Below are 26119 nucleotides of genomic sequence, written 5' to 3'. Positions count from 1 at the left end.
CTGTGGAGAAGTCCGTGTTCGCGATTCGGCCGATGCCACGCACTGCCACGTCTCGCACGCCGGCTCACGCCGTGCAGATACCGGCCACGCCGACCTTCTGGAACAGGTGGGGGCTGGCGACGGCGGACGACGGATAGGCCGACAGCTTCGCGACGAACTCCGGATGCGTGAAGGCCGCGCGAAACGCATCCGTCGATTCCCAGATCGCATAATTCAGGTAGGTCGGGCTGTCGCCGAGCGCGCGGTGAAGCTGCGTCGAGATGAATCCGGGCTGCCGCTTCATGAACTCCGCGTCGTCTTTCCAGGCGGCGAGAAAGTCGGCTTCGTCGGCGAGCGCCAGCGTGAACACGTTGACGAGCACGACCGGCTCCGCGTCGATCGCGATCTGTTGCTGGATCGGAAAGGCCGGATCCATCGGCTTGAACTGAGGCATGGGTACTCCTGGTGGGGTAGAGGGCAAGCGGGCGGTCACGCGTGGCCGCCTTGGCCGTGCGTGCCGGACATCGCCGACAGCACGCGCAGCGCCGCGTCGAGGTCGGCCGAACTGAAATCGCCGGCGATGTCGCGGACATGCCGTTGCCATTGCTCGACCACGGCCTGATAGGCCGCTTCGCCACGCGGCGTCAGCGAATACAACGGCGAGCGCTTGTGCGCCGGGTTGGGCAACGACAACACCAGCCCTTCGTCGGTCAGCACGTTGATCTGTTTCAGGACGGCCTGCCGCGTGATACCCATCGCATCGGCGATCTGCGGGATGTTCGGCGCGTCCTGCGCCATCGAGATCGCGCCCAGCACCTGCCAGCGCGCGCTGGTCAAGCCGTGCGGCCCGGCGAAGGCGTTGCCCCATTCGATCAGCAGGCCGTTCAACCGGAATACGGACAGCGCGACGGCGGTCAACTTGTCGGATTTCGTCATATCCAGCCCGGATCGTAAATTGACAACCATTTTACGTAATAGACAACTGGTTGTCAAATTTCCAAATGAGCGTCGACGAAGGGGCTGCTGTATTGCGGTGCGCAGAAGCACACGAACGTCCTCGAAACCTCGACCGGCCTTCGGGTCGAGCGGATCGTCAACGACAACTGACGGGAGCGCGTGCCTGCCCCGGTCCGGCGCATTTGCCGCGCACGCACGACAAACCCTTTCCGATCAAGGGCTTGGTGCCGTTAATGGAAGGTTGTCCACAAGCTTGCCAACATAATCTGTGGACAAGCCGCCCGCCGCCGCGCGTCAGGCCGGGCGCGGGAAGCGCACCGTGACGGTCAGCCCGCGTCCGCCGCGCGTGGTCCCGAGCGCGACGGTCGCGCGATGCTGTTCGGCGATCCGCTTGACGATCGACAGCCCGAGCCCGCTGCCCGACGTGGCGGCTTGCGCGCCTTCGCCGCGATAGAAGCGTTCCCACACGTCCGTGCGTTCGGCTTCCGGGATGCCGGGGCCGTCGTCGGCGACTTCGAGTACGGGCGTCGCGCCGTCCATGCGCGCCGACACGTCGACGCGCGCGCCTTCCCCCGCATAGCGGATCGCGTTGTCGACGAGATTGTTCAGCAGCACGCGCAGCGTGTCGGCATTGCCCGCCGTCAACACGGGTCCGTCGACGATCGCACCGAGATCGATCCGGTGCGCGTCGGCGACGCGCGTGCGGTCCGACACCACCGAGCGGCACAGCGCGGCGAGATCGAGCGGCGCCGACGCGGCGACGGCCGCCTGCGCATCGGGTTCGAGGCGTGCGAGCGTCAGCAACTGTTCGGCGAGGTGGCCGAGGCGCGTCGTGCCCGCATGGATTTGCGCGAGGATGTGCTCGCGTTCCTCGGCCGTCGCCGCGCGACGCAGCAATTGCGACTGGATCGACAGCCCCATGATCGGCGTGCGCAGCTCGTGCGCGGCGTCGGCGATGAAGTGCCGCTGCAACGTGAACGAGCGGTCGAGGCGGGCGAGCAGGTCGTTGATGGCCTCGGCGAGCGGGCGGACCTCGTTCGGCATCGATGCGACGTCGACCGGCTCGAGGTTGTTCGCATTCCTGCGTTTCAGGCCGGACGCGATTGCCCGCAACGGCCGCAGCCCCGCGCCGATGCCGAACCACAGGCCGAGCGCGAGCAGCGGCAGCATCGAGAACACGGGCCACAGCAGATGGACGGCGATGCCCGCGATCGCTTCCCAGCGCGCATGCCGCGCCTGCGCGAGCCGGATCGTCGTGCCGCCGCGCTCGGTCACATAGGTGCGCCACGGCTGGCCGCCGACGTCGACGCTCGCGATGCCTTGCTGCGCGGGCGGCGGCAGCTTCGAGTCGCGATCTGTCGAATACACGAGCGTGCCGTTGCGCCAGACCTGCAGCAGCACCGCATCGGGGTCGCTCGCTTCGAAGCCGTGCTTGCCTTTGGCCTGGTTGCTGAACGACAGCTCGCCGTTCGGGCCGACGACGATCTGTTTCGACATGCTGCGCATCTGGTCGTCGAGCAGGTCGTCGAGTTCGCGCAGCGCGCCCCAGTAGGTGCCGGCGCTCGCGACCAGGCCGATCACGCACGCGGCCGGCAGCAGCCACGTCAGCAGGCGGCGCCGCAGCGACGCGTTGCGCCAGCGCGCGACCGCGCGTTGCATGCGCGTCACGTGCCGTCACCGATCCGGTAGCCGACGCCGCGCACCGTGCGAATCATGTCGTGGCCGAGTTTCTTGCGCAGGTTGTGGATATGCACTTGCACCGCGTTGCTCTCGATTTCCTCGCCCCAGCTGTACAGCCGTTCCTCGAACTGTTCGCGCGAAATCACCGCGCCGGGTTCGCGCATCAGCTCGTGCAGCAGCACGAATTCCTTCGGCGACAGCGGCACTTCGTCGTCGTCGAGCCAGACGAGGTGCTTGACGGGATCGAGCCGCAGCGGGCCGATCGCGAGCGTCGTCTGCGCGCGGCCTGCATGGCGGCGGCTGACCGCGCGGATGCGGGCGAGCAGCTCGTCGAGCTCGAACGGCTTGACGAGATAGTCGTCCGCGCCGCTGTCGAGGCCCGCGATACGGTCGGGCACGCCGTCGCGCGCGGTGATGATGATCGCGGGCAGGTTTTCGTCGCGGCGGCGCAGCGCGGCGAGCACCGACAGGCCGTCGCGGTTCGGCAGCCCGAGATCGAGCAGCAGCAGCCCGTAGCCGGTCGCCCGCAGCGCGAGCGACGCGGCGTCGCCGTCCTTCACCCAGTCGACCGCGAAGCCTTCCTGTTTGAGGCCCTGTTCGAGCCCGCTGCCGATCAGCGGATCGTCCTCGACGAGCAGTACGCGCATGGATTCGTGTCTCTCCAACGGGGGCGCCGCGGCGCCCGGGGTTCTCATGATAAGCGTACGCGTCTTAGGCCGAGCTTAAATGCGCGCGGTACGAGGCCCGCTTTCGTACTCGTCCAATGGGGCGCCGTGTCGCCTCGGTATACCCTTCAGGTTTGCTTAATCTTACGGTCCGTAATCTGGCGCCGTCGCGTTCAACGGAGCGCGGCGCCACATCGAAGAAGAGGAACGAAATCATGAAACACCTGGCCAGAATCCTGGCGGTTGCGCTCGTCGCGCTGCCCGCCGCCGTCTACGCGCAATACACGGGGCCGTCCGCGCTGACCCCGACGACCGTCAAGGAACTGCTCGCGAACGGCAAGGACGACCAGCACGTGCAGTTGCAGGGGCGCATCGTCAAGCACGTCGGCGGCGAGGATTACGAGTTCGCCGACGCCACCGGCACGATCCGCGTCGAGATCGACCACAAGCTGTGGGCGGCGGGCCAGCCGGTCAGCGACAAGAACGAGGTGAAGCTGACCGGCGAATTCGAGCGCAAATGGTCGGGCCGCGTGAAGGTCGACGCCGATCACGTCGAAGTGCTGCGCTGACCGGTGGGCGCGGGGCCGGTGATACCATGGACGACCGGTTCCCGTTCCCACCAAGATGGCCGCCAATTTCGACGAACTCGCGTCCCGGATCCGGGCGCAATTTTCCGAGCTGAGCCCGCAATTTCAGGCGGGCGCCGCCTTCCTGCTCGATCATCCCGACGAAGTCGCCACGTCGTCGATGCGCAAGGTCGCGCAGCGCGCGCAGGTGCAGCCTGCGTCGCTCGTGCGGCTCGCGCAGCAATTCGGCTTTCCCGGCTGGAACGAGCTGCGCGACCTGTGCGTCGCGCGCGTGCGCACGCGCCCCGAGCCGCTCACGCAGCGTGCGCGCTCGCTCGTGCGGCCCGACGCGAAGGCATCGCTTGCGCACGATCTGCTCGCCGCGCAGCAGCACAACCTGTCGGCGACCGCCGCGCAGAACGAGCACGCGCTCGCGGATGCGGCGAGGTTGATCCGCAAGGCATCGCACGTGCACGTGGCGGGGTTTCGTTCGTGCTATCCGGTTGCTTTCGGTTTCGTCTACGGCTACCGGCTGTTTCGTCCGACCGTGTCGCTGCTCAACGGCGTGGCCGGTTCGCTCGAAATGGAGTTGCGGACGATCGCGAAGCAGAGCGTGACGGTGATCGTCAGCTTCGCGCCGTATTCGGCCGAAGCGACGCGCGTCGCGCAGGCCGCGAAGGCCCAGGGCAGCCGGATCGTCGCGATCACCGACAGCGCGGTGTCGCCGATCGCGCTGCACGCGGACGCGCAACTGATCTTCACGCACGACAGCCCGTCGTTTTTTCCGTCGCTGGTGGCCGCGCACGCGATGGCCGAGGCGCTGGTCGCGCAGTTGCTGGCGCTCGAGGGCAGCGATGCGATCGCGGCGCTCGAGCGGACCGAAGCGGAGCTGCACGCGAAGGGCGCGTACGTTGTTTGACGGGCGCAGGACGTACGGTTTCCGCCAACCTTCATTGACGACCCCACGCAACCGATGACGTTGACCTATGCAGTGACCGATGCGGGCGACCCGGAGGTGCGCAAGCAGGTCGTTGCGCCGCTTATCCGCTTCAACGAAAGCCAGGCCGGCCCGGTCGACTTCCGGCCGCTGGCCGTGATCGTGACCGACGAGGCCGGCGCGGTGGTCGGCGGCCTGTGGGGCGGCACGGCGTTCGGCTGGCTGCATGTCGACCTGCTCGTGGTGCCCGAGGCCGCGCGGGGCCAGGGCGCCGGCACGCGCATCATGGATCTGGCCGAACGAGAGGCCGTCGCGCGCGGCTGCCACAGTGCGTGGCTCGATACGTTCGACTTCCAGGCGCGGCCGTTCTACGAGAAGCGCGGCTATGTCCGCTTCGGCGAGCTGCCCGATTATCCGGTCGGGCACACCCGCATCTTCCTGACGAAGAAACTCACGGGCTGAGCGTCGTCGCGCCACACGATTGACGCCGCCAGCGGCCGTCGCCTACGATACCGGGCAGCGATGCAGGTCGCTTCCGGGTCCGCGGAAAGGGTTCAACCCACCTGTCGCGGCAAATCCAGTCTTTCCCCCATCCTTTGTGCTGGCGGTATTGCGGACCTTCGGCCATCCATGCACGAGGATCCGCATGAAAAAGCTGCCTCCCGACGCCCATCCCGATCATCTGAAAAAGCAGGCCAAGGCATTGTTGCGCCTGTACCGGCAGGGCGACGCCGATGCCGTCGCGCGCTTCGTCCAGTCGCTGCCGGCGGCCGCGAATCGCACGCATGACGAAACGCTCGCGCTCGGGCTGCGCCTGCACCACGCGCAGTCCTGCATCGCGCGCGAGTACGGTTTTGCTTCGTGGGCCGATCTCGGCGTGTTCGTCGAAACGCATGCGCTCGCACGGCAACCGCGGCCGCAGCTGATTAGCCGCTGGCTCGACCTCGCGTACGGCGCCGACGTGACCGGCGGCTTCGACGCGGCTCGGCCGCGCGTCGCCGCGCAATTGCTGCTCGACCATCCCGATCTCGTATCGGCGGACCCGGCCATCGCGTGCGCGGCGGGCGATCTCGACGCGGTGAAGGCGGCGCTGGCCGCCGATCCCGGCTGGATCGCGCGCGCCGGCGGTGCGCTGAAGTTGCCGCCGCTCGTCGCCGTCACGCATTCACGGCTCGCGCAGCTTCCCGAATTCGCGGCCCGGCTGCGCGCATGCGCCCGTCATCTGCTCGATGCGGGCGCCGATCCGAACCAGCGGATCGGCAACCGGTATCCGCCGGCCTCACTTGCGGAGCCCGATGAGTCGCAGCCGCTGTCGGCGCTATATGGCGCCGCCGGCGTCAATCGCGATGCGGCGCTCACCGCGATGCTGCTGGAAGCCGGCGCCGATCCGAACGACGGCGAATCGCTGTATCACTCGGTGGAGAACCCGGCGTGCACGCGCTTGCTGCTCGAGCACGGCGCCCGGGTGGGCGGGACGAATGCGTTGCGGCGGGCGCTCGACGTGCCGGACGCGGCCGCGCTCGAGTGGCTGCTCGCGCATGGCGGCGACCCGAACGAGCCGGCCGGCGACGGGCCGACGAAGATGTGGGGCGCGCCGTTGTTGCGCGCGATCGCCGTGCGTTGCCCGGCGCGCCATGTCGCCGCGCTGCTGGCGGCCGGCGCCGATCCCCGTGCGCGGACCGCCGCGGGCGTCAGCGCGTACCGGCTCGCGATGCAGACCGGGTTGTCCGACATCGCGGCGTTGTTGCGCGCGGCCGGCGCGGAGGAGGCGCTCGACGCGCAAGACGCGTTCGTGGCGGCCTGCGCGCGCGCCGATGCCGATGACGCGCGGCGCATCCAGGCGCGCCATCGCGAGCTGCCCGGTGCGCTGTCCGACGACCGGCTGCGGCTGCTGCCGGACGCCGCCGCATGGGGTTCGCGCGATGCGGTGAAGGTGATGGTCGAACTCGGCTGGCCGATCGCCGTGCGCGGCGGCGACTGGGACGCGAGCGCGCTGAACCACGCGGTGTTCCGCGGCGATGCCGAACTGCTGGCGTTCCTGCTCGCGCACGGCGCCAACTGGCGCGACGTGCACGGGTTCGGCAGCGATGCGCTCGGTACGTTGTCCTGGGCGTCCGTCAACAAGCCGGAGGGCGTTGGCGATCCCGACTGGGAAGCGTGTGCGCGCGTGCTGCTCGCGCACGGCGTGCCGCCTGCGGTGCGCGATCCGTCGAATCCGGATGGCGTGCTGATCGACGGTCGCGCGATGCGGTTCTCCGAGGCCGTCGCCGACGTGTTGCTCGGCGTCGATGTCGGGCTGCCCGCATCGACGTGAACCGACGCGGGCGGCCGTGCGTGGCGGCTCGCATTCGGCACGGCCGGGTTTTTCCCGTTGCGCGACGACATTTCGGCGAACGCTGAAACGTCGCGTGCACGGCCGGCGTAAGCTCACTCGTCCACACCGCCCCGGAGTTCGCGATGCCCCGTTCCGACCTGCAAGCCCGCCACGCCGAAGCTTTCCGTGCGCTGCACACGCGCCCCGGCGCGTTCATCATCCCGAATCCGTGGGACGCCGGCACCGCGCGCCTGCTCGCGATGGCCGGCTTCGAGGCGCTCGCCACGACGAGCGCCGGCTACGCGTTTTCGAAAGGGCAGCCCGACAACGCGATCGACCGCGACGCAATGCTCGATCACATCGCCGATCTCGTCGCCGCGGGCGACCTGCCGGTGAGCGCCGATCTCGAGAACGGCTTCGGCGACGCGCCCGACACGGTGGCCGAAACGATCCGGCTGGCGGCCGAGGCGGGCGCGGTCGGCGGCTCGATCGAGGATGCGACCGGCCGCGCCGATACGCCGATCTATGCGCGAGACGCGTCGGTCGAGCGCATCGCGGCGGCCGTCGACGCGGCACGGGCGCTGCCGTTTCCGTTCACGCTGACCGCGCGCTGCGAAAACTACCTGCACGGCCGGCGTGACCTCGGCGACACGATCACGCGGCTCGTCGCCTATCGCGACGCCGGCGCCGACGTGCTGTATGCGCCCGGCATCACCGACGCCGACGAGATCGCGGCGGTGACCCGGGCGGTCGGCGCACCGGTCAATGTCGTCATGGGTCTGCAGGGCGGGCTGCTGAGCCTCGACGAGCTGGCGGCGCTCGGCGTGAAGCGCGTCAGCGTCGGCGGCGCGCTGGCGCGGGCCGCGCTCGGCGCGTTCCTGCGTGCGGCGACGGAGATGCGGCGCGACGGCACGTTCACCTTTACCCGGGCGGCTGTACCGGGGCGCGATATCAACCGCTGGTTTGCCGCGCCGGATAATTCGCCGATTTTGTTCGACGAATGAGCCCCAATAAAAGCTGGAATCGGCTGGAATCGTTTCCGGCGAAACATTGATTGACAATAATCAACCGATTTCGCGTCCGAATTAATCGTCGATGACGGCGCGAAAATCATCGTCTATTCTCCGCATTCCGCCCGAACGGCCGCAGCCGGCGTGTAAGCCACGCCGGACTGACGCCCGGCAGGCCGTCATCCGCGACGATGTCGAGCATTGTTGCAGGTTTCCGTTCTGAGCATTTTCTTGCGCGGGAGTTGCCGGATGATTTTTTGATTGATAATCTGCGGCACGTTCCAATGGCCAGCCGGTGGGCCGCCGGGAATATCAACATATTCAATATATAAAAAGCTGAGAGAGCGATGACGATCCGAGAAAATCACCGCGTCAGGTTTCGCGTGGGCGATGTCGTGACGCTGAAAACGGGCGGGCCGCGCATGACCGTCACGTATGCCGGGCCGGTCGTGTTCGACGATGGCGACTGGTTGATCTGCCAGTGGTTCGACGAAAGCGGCGAGTTCCGCCAGGAAATGTTCCATCACGATACGGTGGTGCCCGAGCCGCGCGCGATTTCGGCCGGGCGGGTCCGGCTGCGCATGCAGTCGCACCGCTACCGGTCGGCGGCCTGACGCCGGCTTGCCGTTGCGACGCCGCGGCGCCGGGTGCCCGGCGTCCGTGCGACGACATTTCACGCAATCCCGAAACATGCGGCGGCGCGCTGCGCCGATACTGAACGCATGAACCCGACCGATCCCATTGCCGCGGTCACGCACCGCGATCCCTATCCCTATTACGCAGCGCTCGTCGACGGGCCGCCGCTCGCGTTCGACGCCACGCTCGGCCTGTGGGTCGCGAGCCGCGCGGCGGCCGTGACGGCCGTGCTCGGCCACCCGGCCTGCCGGGTGCGCCCGCTGGACGCGCCGGTGCCGCCCGCATTGCGCGGCACGACGGCCGGCGCATTGTTCGGCGAGCTGGTGCGCATGAACGATGGCGCGTCGCGACACGACGTGCCGAAGCAGGCGTTGCGCGCGGCATTCGCGCCGATCGACACGGACGCGCTGCGCGGTCGCGCCGAGGCGCTTGCCGCGCGGCGACTGCCGGCGCCCGGCGATGCCGACGCGCTGAATGCGTGGTGCATGACGGTGCCCGTGTGTGCGGTGGCCGATCTGCTCGGCTTCGACGAAACGCAGCTCGACGACATCGCGGCGCGGGTCGTCGAGTTCGTTGCCGCGCTGTCGCCGCTGTCGGATGCCGCGGCGCTGGCGCGCGCGAGCGACGCGGCGCGGCAACTCCTCGACCGGATGACGGAACGCGTCGCGCAGTCGCATGCGCACGACGGCACGCTGGTCGCTGCGGTGCAGCAGGCGGCCCGCGCGTCGGGCTGGCAGGCGCGCGGCGCGCAGGTCGCGAATCTCGTCGGGTTGCTGTCGCAGACGTGCGAGGCGAGCGCCGGATGGCTCGGCAATGCGCTCGTGGCATGGAGCGGCGAAGCAGGCGCGATGCCGGACGCCGCCGCGCTCGACGCATTCGTCGCCGAGGTCGGGCGTTTCGATTCACCAGTGCAGAACACGCGCCGCTTCGTCGCGGCACGCACGACGATCGAAGGCGTGAGCGTGGAGGCCGGCGATGCGATCCTCGTCGTGCTTGCCGCGGCGAATCGCGATCCGGCCGTGCATCGCGAGCCGCACCGGCTGATGCCTGGCCGCCCGACGGGGCCGAATTTCGGCTTCGGGACGGGGCCGCACGGGTGTCCGGGCGAGCGGATCGCACATGCGGTGACGACGGGGGCATTCGCGGCGCGGTTGCGCGCGGGCGGCTGGCCGCCGCGCGAGGCACTGAAGTGGGGCTACCGCGCGTCGACCAACATCAGGATGCCGAAGTTCGACGCGATACGGTGAAGGGGAAAGGGGGACTTAACGGCAGCCTTGCTTTTCCGCCCATTGCTCCTGGGCGGCGACGCGGCGTTGCACGCGTTCGACGAGGCCGGTCGAAAAGGTGCGCATGCTGACGCCGCGGCGCTTCGCGAGGATCGTCTGCGCGACGTCGGTGCGCGGGTTCGGCTGGCACGCCCAGTACAGCGTCATCAACCAGCCGATGCCCGTCCACGCGAACAGTGCGTTGAACAGTGCGATCGTGAGCTTGTCGTGCCGGCCGCGCCTGTCTGCAATGATCGCCGGCAGAAAATAGAGTGCGATCGCGACGACCGAGCCGGCCAGTTGAATCAGGACTGCGTCATGCATGGTGCTGCTCCGTCCGAACTGCAATGAGGCTGATTGTCGCGCTTTTTCCGTTTATGTGCTGGCAATTGATTGTTGCGCTTTTGGTGACGATCAGGCGGCTTCGGCACCTGCCGACTGCACTTCGTTGCTCAGCGCGAAACCTTCGTCGAGCCAGCCCGTCACGCCGCCGATCATCAGCTTGACCGGGCGGCCGAGGCGCGCGAGCCGGATCGCCGCACGCGCGGCGCCGTTGCAGTGCGGCCCCGCGCAGTAGACGACGAAGAGCGTGCCGGCCGGGTAGTCGGCGAGCTTGCTTTCGATGATCTTGCGGCGCGGCAGGTTGCGCGCGCCGGGCACGTGGCCGGCGGCGAACGGGTCGGGACCGCGCACGTCGAGCAGCACGAAATCGGGCGTGCCGGATGCGATTGCGTCGTGCACGTCCCAGCAATCGGTTTCGAAGCGCAGCGATGCCTCGAAATGCGCGAGGGCGGCGAGGCTGTCGGCGGCGGGGACGTCGGTGACATAGGACATGGTCAGGCTCTCCGGGTTGAACGGGCACGGAACGCGCCGCAATGGAGGGCAGTATCGCGGTTCGGCGCGTTTGGCGGCAGTGGCGCGATCGACAAGTTCCGGTAATATCGCGCCATGCACAATCATCTCGTCGTCGCACTCGCCTACGATCGCCTCTGCACGTTCGAATTCGGCTGCGTGGTCGAACTGTTCGCGCTCGAGCGCCCCGAACTCGGCGTCGACTGGTATCGCTTCGCGGTATGCGCGAGCGAGCCGGGGCCCGTGCGGGCGGCGGGCGGCATTACCGTTGCCGCGCCGTACCGGCTCGCGACGCTCGATCGCGCGGATACCATCGTGATTCCCGGCTGGCGCGATCCGGACGAGCGGCCGCCGGAACCGTTGCTCAAGAAGCTGCGGGCCGCGCACCGGCGCGGCGCACGGCTCTGCTCGATCTGTTCGGGCGTGTTCGTGCTGGCGGCGGCCGGCGTGCTCGACGGCCTCACCGTGACGACTCACTGGCGGTATGCGGAACGCCTGCAGGCGCGTTATCCGGCGCTGCGCGTGAATCCGGATGCGCTGTACGTCGACGCAGGGCAGGTCGTCACGTCGGCCGGCTCGGCGGCGGGGCTCGACATGCTGCTGCATCTCGTGCGCCGCGATCATGGCGGCGCGATCGCGAACCGCGTCGCGCAGCGCCTCGTGCTGCCGCCGCATCGCGACGGCGGGCAGGCGCAGTTCGTGCCGCGTCCGGTCGCACCGGGCGGCACCGACCGGCTCGCGAAGCTGATCGACTGGATGCGCGCGCATGCGGCCGAGCCGCACACGCTCGCATCGCTCGCCGCGCAGGCCGCGATGAGCACGCGCACGTTGCAGCGTCAGTTCGCGGACGCGACGGGAATGTCGCCGCTCGCGTGGCTGGTCCGCGAACGCGTGAACGTCGCGAAGGACATGCTCGAAGCGCAGCCCGCGTTGTCGCTTGCGCAGGTGGCGACGCGTGCGGGATTCGGTTCCGAGGAATCGCTGCGCCGGCATTTCCGGCGCGTCGCGGCGACGAGCCCGGCCGCGTATCGGCGCGGGATGGATCGCGGCGGCACGTAGCAGGCGCCGGGCGGGAGGGCTCGTGCGCGACGATGAAAAGAACAACCCGTGTGGCGACGGCCACTCATTCCGAACAAGGATGCCGATGACGATGCTGCCTTCCCGTTTGCCGTTGATCCAGGCCCCGATGGTCGGTTCGCTGAGCCCGCTCGCGATTGCCGTGTGCGAAGCCGGCGGGCTCGGTTCACTCGCGTGCGCGGCGCTCGGCCCGCGGCAGTTGCGCGACGAGATCGCGGCGATCCGCGCGCGCACGGCCGCGCCGTTCAACGTGAATTTCTTCTGTCATGCGCCGCCCGCGCCCGATGCCGAGGTGGACGCGCGGTGGCGCGCGGCACTCGCCGGCTACTACGCGGAAGCCGGCTTGGACTCGGCCGACGTGAAGGGTGGCCCTGGCCGCGCGCCTTTCGACGATGCGATGTGCGCGGTCGTCGAGGACCTGCGGCCGGCCGTCGTCAGCTTCCATTTCGGACTGCCGGACGACGCGCTGCTCGACCGCGTGCGCCGCATGGGGGCGCGGGTGGTGTCGTCCGCGACGACCGTCGAGGAGGCGCGCTGGCTCGATGCACGCGGCGTCGACGCGATCGTTGCGCAGGGGGCGGAGGCCGGCGGCCATCGCGGGATGTTCCTGACCGACGATATCCACGCGCAACCGGGCCTGTTCGCGTTGCTGCCGCAGATCGTCGATGCAGTGCGCGCGCCGGTGATCGCGGCCGGTGCGATTGCCGACGGGCGCGGCATCGCGGCCGCGTTCGCGCTGGGCGCCCGCGCGGTGCAGATCGGCACCGGCTACCTGCTGGCGCCGCAGGCCGGCCGTTCAGCACAGCATCGCGCGGCCGTGCGCGCCGCCCGCGACGACGGCACGCGCATGACCAACCTGTACACGGGCCGCCCCGCACGCGGGCTGCTGACGCGCTTCATGCGCGAACAGGGGCCGATGAGTGCACTCGCGCCCGCGTTTCCGCTCGCGACGGCCGCGGTCGATCCGCTGCGCGGCGCGTTCGAGCGGCAGGGCCGCGACGATTTTTCGCTGCTGTGGTCGGGCGAGGCCGCGGCGCTGGCGCGCGAAGAGGATGCCGGTGAACTGACGCGGCGCCTGTGGCGCGACGCCCTCGCATGCGCGGCCGGGCTGCGCGACGCGTTTCCGAAGGCGGTTTGAACGGCGGGTAAGGGGGCGCCGGCGAGGGGGCATCGGCGTATCATCGGGTTTTTCGTCAGCCCGATCCAGGCACCCCCACCATGACTTCCGTCGACACTACCCCCGTCCTCGACCATGACAAGCTCGTGACCTTCGTCGAGCGCAAGTGGAACGATGAAATCCTCCATGCCCTGACCGACTACATCGCGATTCCCGCGAAGAGCCCCGCATTCGACCCCGACTGGGCGAAGCGCGGCTATCTCGAGCGCGTGGTGACCGATGCCGCGCAATGGGCCGAACGCCAGCCGGTGAAAGGCCTGAAGCTCGAAATCGTGCGCCTGCCCGGCCGCACGCCGGTGATCTTCTTCGAGACGCCCGCGACGCGTTCGGGCAGCGCCGACACGATCCTGCTGTACGGCCACCTAGACAAGCAGCCGGAATTCGACGGCTGGCGCGCGGACCTCGGCCCGTGGACGCCGAAGTTCGAGAACGGCAAGCTGTACGGCCGCGGCGGCGCGGACGACGGCTATGCGATCTACGCGAGCCTCGCGGCGCTCGGCGCGCTCGACGAGCAGGGCATCGAGCGGCCGCGCTGCGTCGGCCTGATCGAGACCTGCGAAGAGTCGGGCAGCTACGACCTGCTGCCGTACGTCGACGCATTGCGCGACCGGCTCGGCCAGGTGTCGCTCGTCGTCTGCCTCGATTCGGGCGCCGGCAACTACGACCAGATGTGGCTCACCACGTCGCTGCGCGGCCTCGTGTCCGGCGACCTGCAGGTCGAGGTGCTGGAAGAAGGCATCCACTCGGGCGTCTACGGCGGCATCGCGCCGTCGAGCTTCCGCGTGATGCGCCAGTTGTTCGAACGCCTCGAAGACGCGAAGAACGGCAATCTGCTGCCCGGCGCGTTCCATTGCGAGATTCCGTCGAGCCGCGTGCGCGAGGCCGAGGCCGCCGCCGCGATTCTCGGCGACACGGTGTGGAAGGGGCTGCCGTGGGCGTGCGGCGCGGACGGCAAACCCGTGCTGCCGACCACGACCGATCCGCGCGAGGCGCTGCTGAATTCGACGTGGCGCCCGTCGCTGTCGGTGACCGGCGCGGCCGGCATGCCGGCGCTCGCCGATGCGGGCAACGTGCTGCGTCCGCGTACCGCGTTCAAGCTGTCGCTGCGCCTGCCGCCGCTCGTCGACGCCGCGCAGGCCGTGCAGCAGCTGAAGGCATTGCTCGAACTCGATCCGCCGTACAACGCGAAGGTCACGTTCAAGCCGGACGCGGGCGCCGCGACCGGCTGGGCGGCGCCGGATCTCGCGCCGTGGCTCGCGTCGTCGCTCGACGCCGCGTCGCGCCGCCACTTCGGCGCCGACTGCGCGTACATGGGCCTGGGCGGCACGATCCCGCTGATGAACGTGCTGCAGGAGGGCTTCCCCGCAGCGCAATTCATGGTGTGCGGCGTGCTCGGGCCGAAATCGAACGCGCACGGCCCGAACGAGTTCCTGCACGTGCCGTACGCGAAGAAGCTCACTGCGGCGGTGGCCGACGTGATCGCGACCGCGCGCTGATCGTCGCAACGCCCGACGTGCCGATTGCCCGACCCGAACCGACTTGATGGAGTGTTGCCGATGACCGCACTGCCGACGCCCGATGCCGAACCGCCGCGCATGCGCGCCGAACCGCTGCATGCATTCGTCGCGGCACTCTGGGAACGGGCCGGCAGCAACCTGCGCGAGGCGACGCTCGTCGCCGATCACCTGGTCGGCGCGAATCTCGCGGGCCACGATTCGCACGGGATCGGGATGATCCCGAACTACGTCGCGTCGTGGCGGGAAGGGCAGTTGCAACTGAACGGGCACGCGTCGATCGTCCGCGACGGCGGCGCGGTGCTGACGATCGACGGCGGCCGCGGCTTCGGCCAGGTGATCGCGTTCGAGGCGATGGTCGAAGGGATCGAGCGCGCGCGGCGCATGGGCATCTGCGCGATCGGGCTGCGCGACGTTCATCACCTCGGCCGCATCGGGCACTGGGCCGAGCAGTGCGCGCGCTCGGGGCTCGTGTCGTTCCATTTCGTCAACGTGCCGGGCGACTTGCTGGTCGCGCCGCTGCACGGCACCGATCCGCGTTTCGGCACGAACCCGTTCTGCGCCGCGTATCCGCGGGCGGGCCAACCGCCGCTGTTGCTCGATTTCGCGACGAGCGCGATCGCGTACGGCAAGACGCGTGTCGCCTACAACCAGGGCAGGCGCGTGCCGGCCGGCGCGCTGATCGACCATCGCGGCCAGCCGACCGACGATCCGGCCGTGATGCACGAGCAGCCGTTCGGCGCGCTGCTGCCGTTTGGGCTGCACAAGGGGTATGCGCTCGCGGCGATGTGCGAGATCTTCGGCGGCGCGCTCGTGGGCGGGCATACGACGTACGGCGATACCCTGCAGAAGACGAGCGCGATCGTCAACGGGATGCTGTCGGTGCTGATCGATCCGAAAGCGTTCGACGCGGCCGATGCCGAACGCGAAGCCGATGCATTCGTCGCTTGGGCGAAGGCGTCGCCGCGGGCCGGCGATGCGCCGGTGCAGGTGCCCGGCGAGCCGGAAGAGGCGAGCCGCGCGGTACGCGGCACGGCCGGCATTCCGGTCGACCGCGCGACGTGGCGGCAGATCCGCGAGAGTGCGGCGGCCGTCGGTTTCGACGCGGCCGAGCTCGATGCGTGGACGCGGCGCTGCGAGGCATCCGCATGAGCTGGCAGGCGGAGAAGGCGCACGGCGAGGAAATCGCGTATCAGCTTGCGCCGCTCGGGACGGTCGCCGTCGCACGGTTCTTCAGCGGTGCGGCCTTGCGGCTCGACGGCGTGATGTTCGGTTTCATGTCGCGCGGATCGCTGTTCCTGCGCGTCGACGATGTGAACCGCCCGGCGTTCGTCGCGGCGGGGATGGGGCCGTTCTCGTATGCGCGGCCCACGCGCACCGTCGCGCTCGAGGGTTATTACGAAACGCCGGCCGACGTGCTCGAGGATGCGGGCGCGTTGTTCGACTGGTGCCGCAGCGCGTATCGCGCGGCGCTGCTGGCCGGGCCGACGAAGCGCAAGGCGAGGGTGGCGTCGAAGACGGTATCCGGGGCGGGGCCGAAAGCCGCCCCGAAGGCCGCCCCGAAAGCAACGCCGAAAGCTGCAGCGAAGCTTGCATCGAAGCCGGAGCCGAAAAAGGTGTCCAGACCAGCGGCGAAATCCGCATCGAAGCTGGAGTCGGCGCAGAAAGCGAAACCGGCCTCGAAATCATCACGTGCACCGGCGCCGAAGCCCGCGACGAAGCGCAAGCAGACGTAGTACCGACCGCGCGGCGCGACAGCCTCGCGATTTTTCGCTTTCCTTTCTTTCAGGCTTGCCGGCACGAACCGGCCCACGAATGCATCGAGCTTGACGCGCCGCACATCGGGCGTGCTTCACAACGGCGGCCCCGGCGTTTATGATCGGCGCGGGTTGCGCCCGTGCCTGGCGCGACCCGCGCCGGCCTTGCCGCCGGCCCCGCGAACGGCGCACGGACGCCGCGCGGAATGCTTCCCCACTCATCATTCCAGATGGAGACAGCCGATGCTCGTCCTGATTCTCGGTTTAGCGATCTTCCTCGGTGTGCATTCGATCCGGATCGTCGCCGACGGCTGGCGGTCCGCGACGATCGAGCGGATCGGCGAGAAGGGCTGGAAGGGCGGTTACGCGATCGCGTCGATCGTCGGCTTCGTGCTGATCGTCTGGGGGTACGGGATCGCCCGCGCGGGCGCGACGTTGCTGTGGGTGTCGCCGGTCGGCGTGCGCCACCTGACGGGCATGCTGACCGCGGTCGCGTTCGTGCTGATCGCCGCGTCGTACGTGCCGCGCAATCGGATCAAGACGCTCGTCGGGCATCCGATGCTGGCAGGCGTGATGGTCTGGGCGGTGGCGCACCTGCTCGTGAACGGCACCGTGCACGCGGTCGTGCTGTTCGGCGCGTTCTTCGTGTGGTCGATCGTCGATTTTGTCGTGTCGCGTGCGCGGGATCGCCGCGACGGCGTCCGCTATCCGGCCGGTGGGCTGGCCGGCGACGTCGCGGCCGTTGCCGCCGGACTCGTCGCCTGGGCCGTGTTCGCGCTGTTCCTGCACGGCCCGCTGATCGGCGTGCGGCCGTTCGGCTGAACGGAACGCGCACCCGCGCCGCTGCTCTTCGCGAGCAGCAGGAACAAATCTCCGCCGCTCGCGAAGTGCATGCCGAGGATCGACACGCAGATGGTGAGGCACGGCACGAGCGCGTTCATCGGCACGCCCTTCGCGTTGGCGCGGCCGAACATCGCGGGCGCGTGGCCGCGATGGCTCAGCGAGGACAGCACGCGCGAGTTCGAGAACAGGAACGAGTTCGTCACGGACATGAACGACACGAACAGCACGTCTTCGTCGCGACGGCTGCCCCCGTGAAGCCCGCCATGCCGAGCAGCGATACATACGGCGATTTCAGGTTGACCTTGTCGGTCCATGACATGCACAGGATGAGGATCGACACCGAGCCGACGTAGAACACCATCACGCGCACGATCGCGCTCTTGATCGCGCGGATCACGTTCCTGCTCGGGTTTTCCGATTCGCCCGCGGCCATGGCGGCGATCTCGGCGGGACGAGCGTGGCTTCAGATCGGTTTGACGAACAACCCGACGGTCAGCAGTGCGCCGATGCAGACGATCGCGATCCGCAGCACGCGTTCGTTCACGCGATGCAGCGCCCACGCGCCCAGCAGGCCGCCGACGATCGCGCCGCCGCCGAGCGCGATCGCCGCGTGCCAGTGCAGGTGCGGCGAGGTGAGGAATAGCACGACCGCCGATGCGTTCATCACGCCCGCGAGCGCGTTCTTGGTCGACATCGCGTGGCGTGGCGGCAGGCCGGCCATCGTCAGCGCGGCCATCATCAGGAATCCGATGCCACCGCCGAAGTAGCCGCCGTAGACCGCGATCAGGAACTGCGAGACCCCGGTCGCGACGGGGCCGAGATGTCGCGCGCCCGCGCCCGGCTTGCGGAAGAAACTGCCCCACGCGAACACGACCGTCGCGAACAGCACGAGCCACGGCACCAGTTGCGAGAAGATCGACGACGGCGTTTTCAGCAGCAGCAGGCCGCCGAGCGCGCCGCCGGCCACGCTGATCGCGAACAATGCGCGAAACGGCAGCTTGCCCACGCCGCTCACCATGGTCCGGCTTGCCCAACCCGTCGTGACCTGGCCGGGGAACAGTGCGACCGTCGACGTGATGTTGGCCGCGAGCGGTGACATTCCCGACACGATCAGCGCGGGCAGCGTGACGAACGAACCGCCGCCCGCGAGGGCGTTCTGGAGGCCGGCCCACAGGCCGGCGACGACGATGAGAGCAAGCACGATCGATTGATCCGGGATATCCGACCTGCAACCGCTGACGGGCCAAGCCCGCCGCGTGAGGATGCACGATGGTAGTTCAGGACCGCCCTCCACGCACGCACGTTCGCGCCATGCGGGCGATGACCGGTGCGCGGACAAAACGCGCACCGATTATCTATGGTGAGGATTCAATTTGGACAAAACCTCATTATTTATTTCCTTTTTAGGATTTGTCAGATTTGGTTTTTTGAGAAGCTGGTTTTCCGGTGTGACGGATATCGTTACAGCGAAGACTGAATTGAATTCCGGGTGTTCGGCAGACGGATATGGAGGTTTGGCGGCGCCGTGGATGGCTACGGGCTTTCGATAGAGATCGAGAAGAACGAAAGGGCTCGAAGAGATCCTTGTTCCCGACGAGGTTTGTAGCCTGATGCGACGCGCCGGAATACACGGCCTCAATATAGTTGCATGCCGCTATCTGGTTTCGTTTTCGTTCCGGGACGTGAGCCCATGCGGGCGGCCTTTTCGAGATACCAGAATCGCGATAAATCATTGTCGAGACAATGAATTCGACGAATCAATTCTGCAAATTGTTGATCTTTTTATAGTGATGGAAAAATATATTGAACGAAAGACTGAAAATATTTGTAAAAGCTTCAACGGAGTGCAATCATGTCCATGAAAGATCGGTGTAATCTAAATGCAGGCACGAGCGGTACATAAAGAGAGTAATGGTGCACCGCGACAATTCGCCTTGATCGAGCGAATTGTTGATTATTCGCGATAAAAGGAAATAACTAATATGGCGAGGGCGGTAGAGATGCAGATCCAATATCAAACCAAAAATCGCCGTATGGAGAAAATCCGCGGCACAAGGGCCATCAAACACGTACGTCTGTCGGGGTGGTGCGCCGTAGTGGGCCGTTTCCCGACACGCAGGGCGAACGGCTTTTCCGGCCGTCTGGATTCCTCGCTGATTCCATAGCAGCCCGGCTCCTTTCCTCTTCCTTTTCCGTTATAGACCGCCTCGGGCGGGCTAGCGGCTCATTGCGTCCCGCGTGAGCCGGATACCCGATTTGCAGCGGCGCGAAATCGCGTCGTGCCCCGTCGCGCCTGTTTGGTTGAACGTTTGCCCGTCAGCGACGGGCCAGGTTTGTCACCCCCATCTACAAGGAGTCGGGCAATGGTTTCCTCGTCGGTCTTGAGCAATCACGTCGATGTTCCGGTCGCCAATGGTTCGCAGGTCGTCGCGTCGCCGGGCGGTCCCGCCAATTTCCTGCTGTCGGCTCACAAGGAGGACGTGGCCAACTACGCGCGCTCCGGGAACGACCTGGTCGTCGAATTCAAGGACGGCCGAACGGTGCGCTTGCAGGCGTTCTTCGAGAACGGCGCGGATTATCACAATCTCGTCTTCGTCCAGGACGACGGGCGATTTCTTGTGCAGTTCGGCCCCGCCTTGCAGGCGACCGGCGACGGCATCGTCGATTCGGCGCTCGTCTATGCGCCGATCGGCGACGGCTTGTCGACCGGTGCCCTGCTCGGAATACTCGGCGGCGTCGCCGCGGCCGGCGGCATTGCGGCAGCCGCGGCCAGCGGCGGCGGCGGGGATGGCGGCGGTAGCGGTAGCGGCGGCGGAACGCCGACCGGACCCGCGCGACCGGCGATCGACTCGATCGATGGGCAGCCGATTGGCGGCAACGGCAATATCGTCACGGGTCGTGCGTCGCCGACGATCGCCGGTTCGGGTGCTCAGCCGAACGCGACCGTGACGATCCAGATCGATGGTCAGACGGTCGGTACGGTGACCGCGGACGCGAACGGGCACTGGTCGTACACGCCCGGTACGTTGCCCGAAGGCGCCCATCAGATCACGGTGACGCAGACCGACAGTAGCGGCAATACGAGCGAGTTGAGCACGGTGGGGATCGTGGTGGATACGGTCGTGCCGGAAACGCCTGCGATTACGGCCGTCAACGACGATGCGCAACATCCGGTTGCGATCAGCGGTGCGACGCACGATACGACGCCGACGTTGAGTGGTACCGCGGAAGCGGGTAGTACGGTGAGGGTCTATGACGGTACGACGTTGTTGGGCACGACGACGGCGGATTCGTCCGGGAAGTGGACGTTCACGCCGACCACGGGTTTGGGTGAAGGCGCGCACTCGATCACGGTGACTGCAACGGATACGGCAGGCAACGTGAGTGCTCCGAGCACGGCATTCGACATGACGATCGATACGACGGCTCCGGCATTGCCGACGGTGAACGCGACGGACGGTACGTCGTTGTCTGGCACCGCCGAAGCAGGCGCAACGATCAACATCGACACGAATGGCGACGGTACGCCGGATGCAACGGTGACGGCCGATCCGAGCGGGGCGTGGACGTATACGCCGTCGACTCCGTTGCCGGTCGGCACGGTTATTGGTGTGACGGCTACGGACGCGGCAGGCAATACCGGTCCGTCTGCTTCGGTAACGGTGGCTGGCGACACGACGGCACCCGCGGTGCCGGTCATCGGCACCGTGACGGACGACGTGGGTTCCGTTGTTGGTGCGATCGTTTCTGGCGGCAGCACGGATGATGCGGCGCCGACGTTGAGCGGTACAGCGGAAGCGGGCAGCACAATCAATGTGTACGACGGCCCGACGTTGCTGGGCACCACGACGGCAGATCCTTCCGGAAACTGGACGTTCACGCCGACCACGGCGCTGGGTGAAGGCGCTCACATCCTGACCGTCACTGCAACCGATACGGCAGGCAACGTGAGTGCTCCGAGCGCGGCATTCAACGTGACGATCGATACGACAGCCCCGGCGATTCCGACGGTGAATGCGACGGACGGTACGTCGCTGTCGGGTACGGCGGAGGCGGGCGCAACGATCAACATCGATACGAATGGCGACGGTACGCCGGACGCAACGGTGACGGCCGATCCGAGCGGGGCGTGGACGTATACGCCGTCGACTCCGTTGCCGGTCGGCACGGTTATTGGTGTGACGGCTACGGACGCGGCGGGCAATACCGGTCTGTCTGCTTCGGTAACGGTGGCTGGCGACACGACGGCACCCGCCGTGCCAGTCATCGGCACCGTGACGGACGACGTGGGTTCCGTTGTTGGTGCGATCGTTTCTGGCGGCAGTACGGATGACGCAACGCCGACGCTTGCTGGTACCGCGGAAGCAGGCAGCACGGTGAGCGTGTACGACGGCACGACCCTGCTGGGCACGACGACGGCAGATCCGTCTGGAAACTGGACGTTCACATCGAGCACGGGTTTGAGCGAAGGCGCGCACTCGATCACGGTGACTGCAACGGACACGGCAGGCAACGTGAGCGCTCCGAGCACGGCATTCGATCTGTCGGTCGATACGACAGCTCCGTCGATTCCCACAGTGAATGCGACGGACGGTACATCGCTGTCGGGAACGGCCGAAGCCGGCGCAACGGTCAATATCGACACGAACGGCGACGGCACGCCGGACGCCACCGTAACGGCCGACCCGAGCGGGGCGTGGACGTATACGCCGTCGACTCTGCTGCCCGTCGGCTCGGTGATTGGTGTGACGGCTACTGATGCAGCAGGCAATACGGGTCCGTCCGCTTCGGTGACCGTGACTGGCGACACGACGGCGCCGGCCGCGCCGATCATCGGCACCGTGTCGGACGACGTGGGTTCCGTTGTCGGCGCAATCACTTCTGGTGGTACTACTGATGATGCGACGCCGACATTGAGCGGTACCGCGGAAGCGGGTAGCACGATCAATGTGTACGACGGCACGACGCTGCTGGGCACGACGACAGCAGACCCGACCGGAAACTGGACATTCACGCCGACCACCGGCCTGGGAGAAGGCGCACACAGCCTGACCGTCACCGCAACGGACACGGCAGGCAACGTGAGCACCCCGAGCACGGCCTTCGACCTGACGATCGATACGACAGCCCCTGCGATTCCGACGGTGAACGCGACGGATGGTACATCGCTGTCGGGTACGGCCGAAGCGGGCGCAACGATCAACATCGATACGAACGGCGACGGTACGCCGGACGCCACCGTAACGGCCGATCCGAGCGGTGCGTGGACGTACACTCCGTCGACTCCGCTGCCGGCCGGTACGGTGATTGGCGTGACGGCCACCGACGTGGCAGGCAATACGGGTCCGTCCGCTTCGGTAACCGTGACTGGCGACACGACGGCGCCGGCCGCGCCGATCATCGGCACCGTGTCGGACGACGTGGGTTCCGTTGTCGGCGCAATCACTTCTGGTGGTACTACTGATGATGCGACGCCGACATTGAGCGGTACCGCGGAAGCGGGTAGCACGATCAATGTGTACGACGGCACGACGCTGCTGGGCACGACGACAGCAGACCCGACCGGAAACTGGACATTCACGCCGACCACCGGCCTGGGTGAAGGCGCACACAGCCTGACCGTCACCGCAACGGACACCGCAGGCAACGTGAGCACCCCGAGCACGGCCTTCGATCTGACGATCGATACGACGGCTCCTGCATTGCCGACGGTGAACGCGACGGATGGTACATCGCTGTCGGGCACGGCCGAAGCGGGCGCGACGGTCAACATCGATACGAACGGCGACGGCACGCCGGACGCCACCGTAACGGCCGATCCGAGCGGTGCGTGGACGTACACTCCATCGACTCCGCTGCCGGTCGGTACGGTGATTGGCGTGACGGCCACCGACGTGGCAGGCAATACGGGTCCGTCCGCTTCGGTAACGGTGACGGGTGACGCTACCGCGCCTGCGGCACCGATCGTTGTTAGCGTCACGGACGATGTCGGTTCCGTTGTTGGTGCGATCGTTTCTGGCGGCAGTACGGATGACGCAACGCCTACGCTTGCCGGTACCGCGGAAGCAGGCAGCACGGTGAGCGTCTATGACGGCACGACGCTGCTGGGCACGACGACAGCAGACCCGACCGGAAACTGGACCTTCACGCCGACCACCGGCCTGGGAGAAGGCGCACACAGCCTGACCGTCACCGCAACGGATACGGCAGGCAACGTGAGTACTCCGAGCACGGCCTTCGATCTGACGATCGATACGACAGCCCCGGCGATTCCGACGGTGAACGCGACAGACGGTACATCGCTGTCGGGCACGGCCGAAGCGGGCGCGACGGTCAACATCGATACGAATGGCGACGGCACGCCGGACGCCACCGTGACGGCCGATCCGAGCGGCGCGTGGACGTATACGCCGTCGACTCCGCTGCCGGCCGGTACGGTGATTGGCGTGACGGCCACCGACGTGGCAGGCAATACGGGTCCGTCCGCTTCGGTAACGGTGACGGGTGACGCGACCGCGCCTGCGGCACCGATCGTTGTTAGCGTCACGGACGACGTGGGTTCGATCGCCGGCCTGCTGACGACGGGTGCAACGACGGACGACACGACCCCGACGCTTGCCGGTACGGCGGAGGCGGGCAGCACAATCAATGTGTACGACGGCACGACGCTGCTGGGCACGACGACGGCAGACCCATCCGGAAACTGGACCTTCACGCCGACCACCGCCCTGGGTGAAGGCGCACACAGCCTGACCGTCACCGCAACGGACACGGCAGGCAACGTGAGTACTCCGAGCACGGCATTCAACCTGACGATCGATACGACAGCCCCTGCGATTCCGACGGTGAACGCGACGGACGGTACATCGCTATCGGGCACGGCCGAAGCGGGCGCAACGCTCAACATCGACACGAACGGCGACGGCACGCCGGACGCCACCGTAACGGCCGACCCGAGCGGCGCGTGGACGTACACCCCATCGACCCCGCTGCCGATCGGCACGGTGATCGGCGTGACGGCCACCGACGTGGCCGGCAACACCGGTCCGTCCGCATCGGTGACGGTTGCAGACCTGACGGCACCGGCCGCACCGATCATCGCTACCGTCACGGACGACGTCGGTTCGATCACCGGCCTGCTGACCACGGATGCAACGACGGACGACACGACCCCGACGCTTGCCGGTACGGCAGAAGCGGGCAGCACGGTGAGCGTCTATGACGGCACGACCCTGCTGGGCACGACGACGGCAGACCCATCCGGAAACTGGACCTTCACGCCGACCACCGGCCTGGGAGAAGGCGCACACAGCCTGACCGTCACCGCAACGGACACCGCGGGCAACGTCAGCGCACCGAGCGCATCGTTCGCGATCACGGTCGATACGACCGCCCCGACCGCGACGGCCACGCTCACGACCCTGACCGACAACACCGGCGTACCCAACGACTGGATCACCGGCGACACGACCCCGACCCTGGGCGGCACGCTGAACGCGGCGCCCGGCGCGGGCGAGGTCGTCCAGGTCAGTCTCGACGGCGGCGCACACTGGACCAACGCGACCGTCAACGGCACGAACTGGACCTGGTATGCACCGGGCGTGTTGTCCGCGGCCAACTACACGGCGACGGTGCGCGTCGTCGATGCGGCGGGCAACCTCGGCCCGACGACCTCGCAGCTTTTCACGATCGATCCGAATGTCGCACCGGTCGTATCGGCGCAGGCGTCGGGGAACCTGCTCGGGATCATCGGCGCGAATCTGCTCAATCTGATCGATTTCAGCACGCAGCAGGCGTTCTCCGCATCGGACTACAACAACAACCTCGATCACGTGACGCTGCACTACGGCGGGTTGATCGGCCTCGGCGCGCTGCAGTTCAACGCGAACCAGGCGCTGGCGAACGAACTGGGGCTGCACTTCAACGTCGTCAACAACCCCGGGATCCTCGGCTTGATCGGGCCGTCGTCCGACCTGACGATCACGGCGACCGACGGCGGCACGATCGACAACCTGAAGCTCAACGAGTTTCTCGGTTCGATCACGCTGAACGGCGGCCTCATCAGCGTCAGCGCGCTCGACAGCGTGACGATCTCCGCGACCGACAAGACAGGCCTGTCGGCGTCGGCCACGGCCGGTCAGTTGCTGAATGCGAACCTGCTCGGCTCGACGCAGTCGGCGTCGATCATCGAGGGGACGTCGGGCAGCGACACCGTCACCGGCACGTCCGGCAACGACCGCCTGTACGGCTACGGCGGTGACGACGTGCTGAACGGCGGCGACGGCAACGACCTGCTGCGCGGCGGTGCCGGCAACGACACGCTCGACGGCGGCAACGGCAACGACATCCTGATCGGCGGCGCCGGTAACGACACGCTGACGGGCGGCGCCGGCACCGACGTGTTCCTGTGGGAAGTCGTCGGCGCGGACAACACCGGCGGCAACGGTCAGGACGTCATCACCGACTTCCAGCTGGCCAGCGGCCCGACCGATACGAGCGGCGACAAGATCGATCTGTCGAAGCTGCTGGTCGGCTACACGGCCGATGCCGACGGACCCGCGCACTACGTGGACGGCGTGCCCACGATCGATGCGGGCGACACGATCGGGCAGTTCCTGTCGGTGACGAACGTCGGCGCCGATACGGTGATCAGCATCGATCGCGACGGCGCCGGGACGGCGTTCGGTTCCGAAACCCTCGTCACGCTGAACAACGTGACGACCAACCTGGAGACCCTGCTCGCAAACCAGCAGATCATCGTCTGACCGCGGCGCGACGGGGAGGCCGGCCTGCCTCCCCCGACACGGCGAGCCCCGTCGCATCGCGACGCGGGCTTGCCCGACGCATATCCGTCCCCGCGGCAAGGGGGGCCTGCTTTGCCGGACGGCTC

21 protein-coding genes and 1 pseudogene are annotated in these 26119 nt (G+C 67.6%); 14 read left to right on the top strand and 8 right to left on the bottom strand.

Annotated features, from left to right (window positions below):
• Positions 1-64 precede the first annotated feature (64 nt).
• The 4 genes from CFB46_RS29000 to CFB46_RS28985 form a co-directional block, all read right to left on the bottom strand.
• Positions 65-433 carry an antibiotic biosynthesis monooxygenase family protein gene (locus CFB46_RS29000; RefSeq protein ID WP_089502122.1) on the bottom strand — a complete coding sequence of 123 codons (369 nt, stop codon included), beginning with the start codon at positions 431-433 and terminating at the stop codon, positions 65-67.
• A 35-nt stretch (positions 434-468) separates the two neighbouring features.
• On the bottom strand, positions 469-915 hold the full coding sequence (locus CFB46_RS28995) for a MarR family winged helix-turn-helix transcriptional regulator (protein ID WP_089502121.1): 447 nt from the start codon (positions 913-915) through the stop codon (positions 469-471).
• Between the two features lie 315 nt (positions 916-1230).
• On the bottom strand, positions 1231-2595 hold the full coding sequence (locus tag CFB46_RS28990; RefSeq protein ID WP_152777475.1) for an ATP-binding protein: 1365 nt from the start codon (positions 2593-2595) through the stop codon (positions 1231-1233).
• A 5-nt stretch (positions 2596-2600) separates the two neighbouring features.
• A complete protein-coding gene (locus tag CFB46_RS28985; RefSeq protein WP_027781177.1) occupies positions 2601-3263 on the bottom strand; it encodes a response regulator in 663 nt (220 codons plus the stop codon).
• 233 nt (positions 3264-3496) lie between these two features.
• On the opposite strand from CFB46_RS28985, the gene CFB46_RS28980 reads away from it, so the two are divergent.
• The 7 genes from CFB46_RS28980 (at position 3497) to CFB46_RS28945 (ending at position 9991) form a co-directional block, all read left to right on the top strand.
• Positions 3497-3850: a YgiW/YdeI family stress tolerance OB fold protein gene (locus tag CFB46_RS28980; protein ID WP_089502119.1), complete on the top strand. Its 354-nt coding sequence runs from the start codon at positions 3497-3499 to the stop codon at positions 3848-3850.
• 55 nt (positions 3851-3905) lie between these two features.
• Positions 3906-4766, top strand: coding sequence for a MurR/RpiR family transcriptional regulator (locus CFB46_RS28975; RefSeq protein WP_027781175.1), 861 nt, complete (start codon positions 3906-3908; stop codon positions 4764-4766).
• Between the two features lie 54 nt (positions 4767-4820).
• Positions 4821-5246 carry a GNAT family N-acetyltransferase gene (locus tag CFB46_RS28970; RefSeq protein WP_089502118.1) on the top strand — a complete coding sequence of 142 codons (426 nt, stop codon included), beginning with the start codon at positions 4821-4823 and terminating at the stop codon, positions 5244-5246.
• 184 nt (positions 5247-5430) lie between these two features.
• Entirely contained in the window at positions 5431-7098 is a 1668-nt protein-coding gene (locus tag CFB46_RS28965; RefSeq protein WP_089502117.1) for an ankyrin repeat domain-containing protein, read from the top strand.
• Positions 7099-7241: 143 nt separating this feature from the next.
• A complete protein-coding gene (locus tag CFB46_RS28960; protein WP_089502116.1) occupies positions 7242-8102 on the top strand; it encodes an isocitrate lyase/PEP mutase family protein in 861 nt (286 codons plus the stop codon).
• Between the two features lie 353 nt (positions 8103-8455).
• Complete coding sequence (locus CFB46_RS28950; protein ID WP_089502114.1) at positions 8456-8722, top strand: YodC family protein; 267 nt, start codon at positions 8456-8458, stop codon at positions 8720-8722.
• A gap of 108 nt (positions 8723-8830) precedes the next feature.
• Positions 8831-9991, top strand: coding sequence for a cytochrome P450 (locus CFB46_RS28945; protein ID WP_089502407.1), 1161 nt, complete (start codon positions 8831-8833; stop codon positions 9989-9991).
• Between the two features lie 15 nt (positions 9992-10006).
• On the opposite strand, the gene CFB46_RS28940 is transcribed toward CFB46_RS28945, so the two are convergent.
• Together CFB46_RS28940 and CFB46_RS28935 are read right to left on the bottom strand one after the other, a co-directional pair.
• Positions 10007-10333 carry a superinfection immunity protein gene (locus CFB46_RS28940; protein WP_027781170.1) on the bottom strand — a complete coding sequence of 109 codons (327 nt, stop codon included), beginning with the start codon at positions 10331-10333 and terminating at the stop codon, positions 10007-10009.
• Positions 10334-10423: 90 nt separating this feature from the next.
• Positions 10424-10843: a rhodanese-like domain-containing protein gene (locus tag CFB46_RS28935; protein ID WP_089502113.1), complete on the bottom strand. Its 420-nt coding sequence runs from the start codon at positions 10841-10843 to the stop codon at positions 10424-10426.
• A gap of 114 nt (positions 10844-10957) precedes the next feature.
• On the opposite strand from CFB46_RS28935, the gene ftrA reads away from it, so the two are divergent.
• The 6 genes from ftrA to CFB46_RS28905 all read left to right on the top strand — a co-directional run bounded on the left by ftrA (position 10958) and on the right by CFB46_RS28905 (position 17208).
• Positions 10958-11920: a transcriptional regulator FtrA gene (gene ftrA / locus CFB46_RS28930; protein WP_089502112.1), complete on the top strand. Its 963-nt coding sequence runs from the start codon at positions 10958-10960 to the stop codon at positions 11918-11920.
• Between the two features lie 85 nt (positions 11921-12005).
• A complete protein-coding gene (locus tag CFB46_RS28925; protein WP_089502406.1) occupies positions 12006-13076 on the top strand; it encodes an NAD(P)H-dependent flavin oxidoreductase in 1071 nt (356 codons plus the stop codon).
• Between the two features lie 80 nt (positions 13077-13156).
• The gene (locus CFB46_RS28920) at positions 13157-14611 is read left to right on the top strand and encodes a M20 family metallopeptidase (RefSeq protein WP_089502111.1); all 1455 of its coding nucleotides are present in this window, start codon (positions 13157-13159) and stop codon (positions 14609-14611) included.
• Positions 14612-14671: 60 nt separating this feature from the next.
• A complete protein-coding gene (locus CFB46_RS28915; protein ID WP_089502110.1) occupies positions 14672-15781 on the top strand; it encodes a malate/lactate/ureidoglycolate dehydrogenase in 1110 nt (369 codons plus the stop codon).
• On the top strand, positions 15778-16365 hold the full coding sequence (locus tag CFB46_RS28910) for a TfoX/Sxy family protein (RefSeq protein ID WP_089502405.1): 588 nt from the start codon (positions 15778-15780) through the stop codon (positions 16363-16365). Before CFB46_RS28915 ends, CFB46_RS28910 begins: the two co-directional genes overlap by 4 nt.
• Positions 16366-16629: 264 nt before the next feature.
• Positions 16630-17208: an NnrU family protein gene (locus CFB46_RS28905; RefSeq protein ID WP_089502109.1), complete on the top strand. Its 579-nt coding sequence runs from the start codon at positions 16630-16632 to the stop codon at positions 17206-17208.
• 14 nt (positions 17209-17222) lie between these two features.
• Here the strand turns inward: CFB46_RS28905 and CFB46_RS36795 are convergent.
• A pseudogene (locus tag CFB46_RS36795) lies at positions 17223-17677 on the bottom strand (amino acid permease); the annotation flags it as partial.
• 15 nt (positions 17678-17692) lie between these two features.
• Positions 17693-18430, bottom strand: a complete 738-nt coding sequence (locus tag CFB46_RS28895; RefSeq protein ID WP_089502108.1) for a sulfite exporter TauE/SafE family protein — start codon at positions 18428-18430, stop codon at positions 17693-17695.
• A gap of 1162 nt (positions 18431-19592) precedes the next feature.
• Between CFB46_RS28895 and CFB46_RS28890 the strand changes: the two genes are divergently transcribed.
• Positions 19593-25994: an Ig-like domain-containing protein gene (locus tag CFB46_RS28890; RefSeq protein ID WP_089502107.1), complete on the top strand. Its 6402-nt coding sequence runs from the start codon at positions 19593-19595 to the stop codon at positions 25992-25994.
• Positions 25995-26119 lie beyond the last annotated feature (125 nt).

The sequence above is a fragment of the Burkholderia sp. HI2761 genome, from assembly GCF_002223355.1.
GTDB lineage: Bacteria > Pseudomonadota > Gammaproteobacteria > Burkholderiales > Burkholderiaceae > Burkholderia.
Note: the sequence above shows the minus strand (reverse complement) of the source record. Positions and strands in the feature narration are given on the sequence as shown.

Bases quoted from the DNA above. Each gene is read 5' to 3' on its own strand.
- CFB46_RS29000 (WP_089502122.1), bottom strand. From the start codon at position 433: ATGCCTCAGTTCAAGCCGATGGATCCGGCCTTTCCGATCCAGCAACAG.
- CFB46_RS28995 (WP_089502121.1), bottom strand. From the start codon at position 915: ATGACGAAATCCGACAAGTTGACCGCCGTCGCGCTGTCCGTATTCCGG.
- CFB46_RS28990 (WP_152777475.1), bottom strand. From the start codon at position 2,595: ATGCAACGCGCGGTCGCGCGCTGGCGCAACGCGTCGCTGCGGCGCCGC.
- CFB46_RS28985 (WP_027781177.1), bottom strand. From the start codon at position 3,263: ATGCGCGTACTGCTCGTCGAGGACGATCCGCTGATCGGCAGCGGGCTC.
- CFB46_RS28980 (WP_089502119.1), top strand. From the start codon at position 3,497: ATGAAACACCTGGCCAGAATCCTGGCGGTTGCGCTCGTCGCGCTGCCC.
- CFB46_RS28975 (WP_027781175.1), top strand. From the start codon at position 3,906: ATGGCCGCCAATTTCGACGAACTCGCGTCCCGGATCCGGGCGCAATTT.
- CFB46_RS28970 (WP_089502118.1), top strand. From the start codon at position 4,821: ATGACGTTGACCTATGCAGTGACCGATGCGGGCGACCCGGAGGTGCGC.
- CFB46_RS28965 (WP_089502117.1), top strand. From the start codon at position 5,431: ATGAAAAAGCTGCCTCCCGACGCCCATCCCGATCATCTGAAAAAGCAG.
- CFB46_RS28960 (WP_089502116.1), top strand. From the start codon at position 7,242: ATGCCCCGTTCCGACCTGCAAGCCCGCCACGCCGAAGCTTTCCGTGCG.
- CFB46_RS28950 (WP_089502114.1), top strand. From the start codon at position 8,456: ATGACGATCCGAGAAAATCACCGCGTCAGGTTTCGCGTGGGCGATGTC.
- CFB46_RS28945 (WP_089502407.1), top strand. From the start codon at position 8,831: ATGAACCCGACCGATCCCATTGCCGCGGTCACGCACCGCGATCCCTAT.
- CFB46_RS28940 (WP_027781170.1), bottom strand. From the start codon at position 10,333: ATGCATGACGCAGTCCTGATTCAACTGGCCGGCTCGGTCGTCGCGATC.
- CFB46_RS28935 (WP_089502113.1), bottom strand. From the start codon at position 10,843: ATGTCCTATGTCACCGACGTCCCCGCCGCCGACAGCCTCGCCGCCCTC.
- ftrA (WP_089502112.1), top strand. From the start codon at position 10,958: ATGCACAATCATCTCGTCGTCGCACTCGCCTACGATCGCCTCTGCACG.
- CFB46_RS28925 (WP_089502406.1), top strand. From the start codon at position 12,006: ATGACGATGCTGCCTTCCCGTTTGCCGTTGATCCAGGCCCCGATGGTC.
- CFB46_RS28920 (WP_089502111.1), top strand. From the start codon at position 13,157: ATGACTTCCGTCGACACTACCCCCGTCCTCGACCATGACAAGCTCGTG.
- CFB46_RS28915 (WP_089502110.1), top strand. From the start codon at position 14,672: ATGACCGCACTGCCGACGCCCGATGCCGAACCGCCGCGCATGCGCGCC.
- CFB46_RS28910 (WP_089502405.1), top strand. From the start codon at position 15,778: ATGAGCTGGCAGGCGGAGAAGGCGCACGGCGAGGAAATCGCGTATCAG.
- CFB46_RS28905 (WP_089502109.1), top strand. From the start codon at position 16,630: ATGCTCGTCCTGATTCTCGGTTTAGCGATCTTCCTCGGTGTGCATTCG.
- CFB46_RS28890 (WP_089502107.1), top strand. From the start codon at position 19,593: ATGGTTTCCTCGTCGGTCTTGAGCAATCACGTCGATGTTCCGGTCGCC.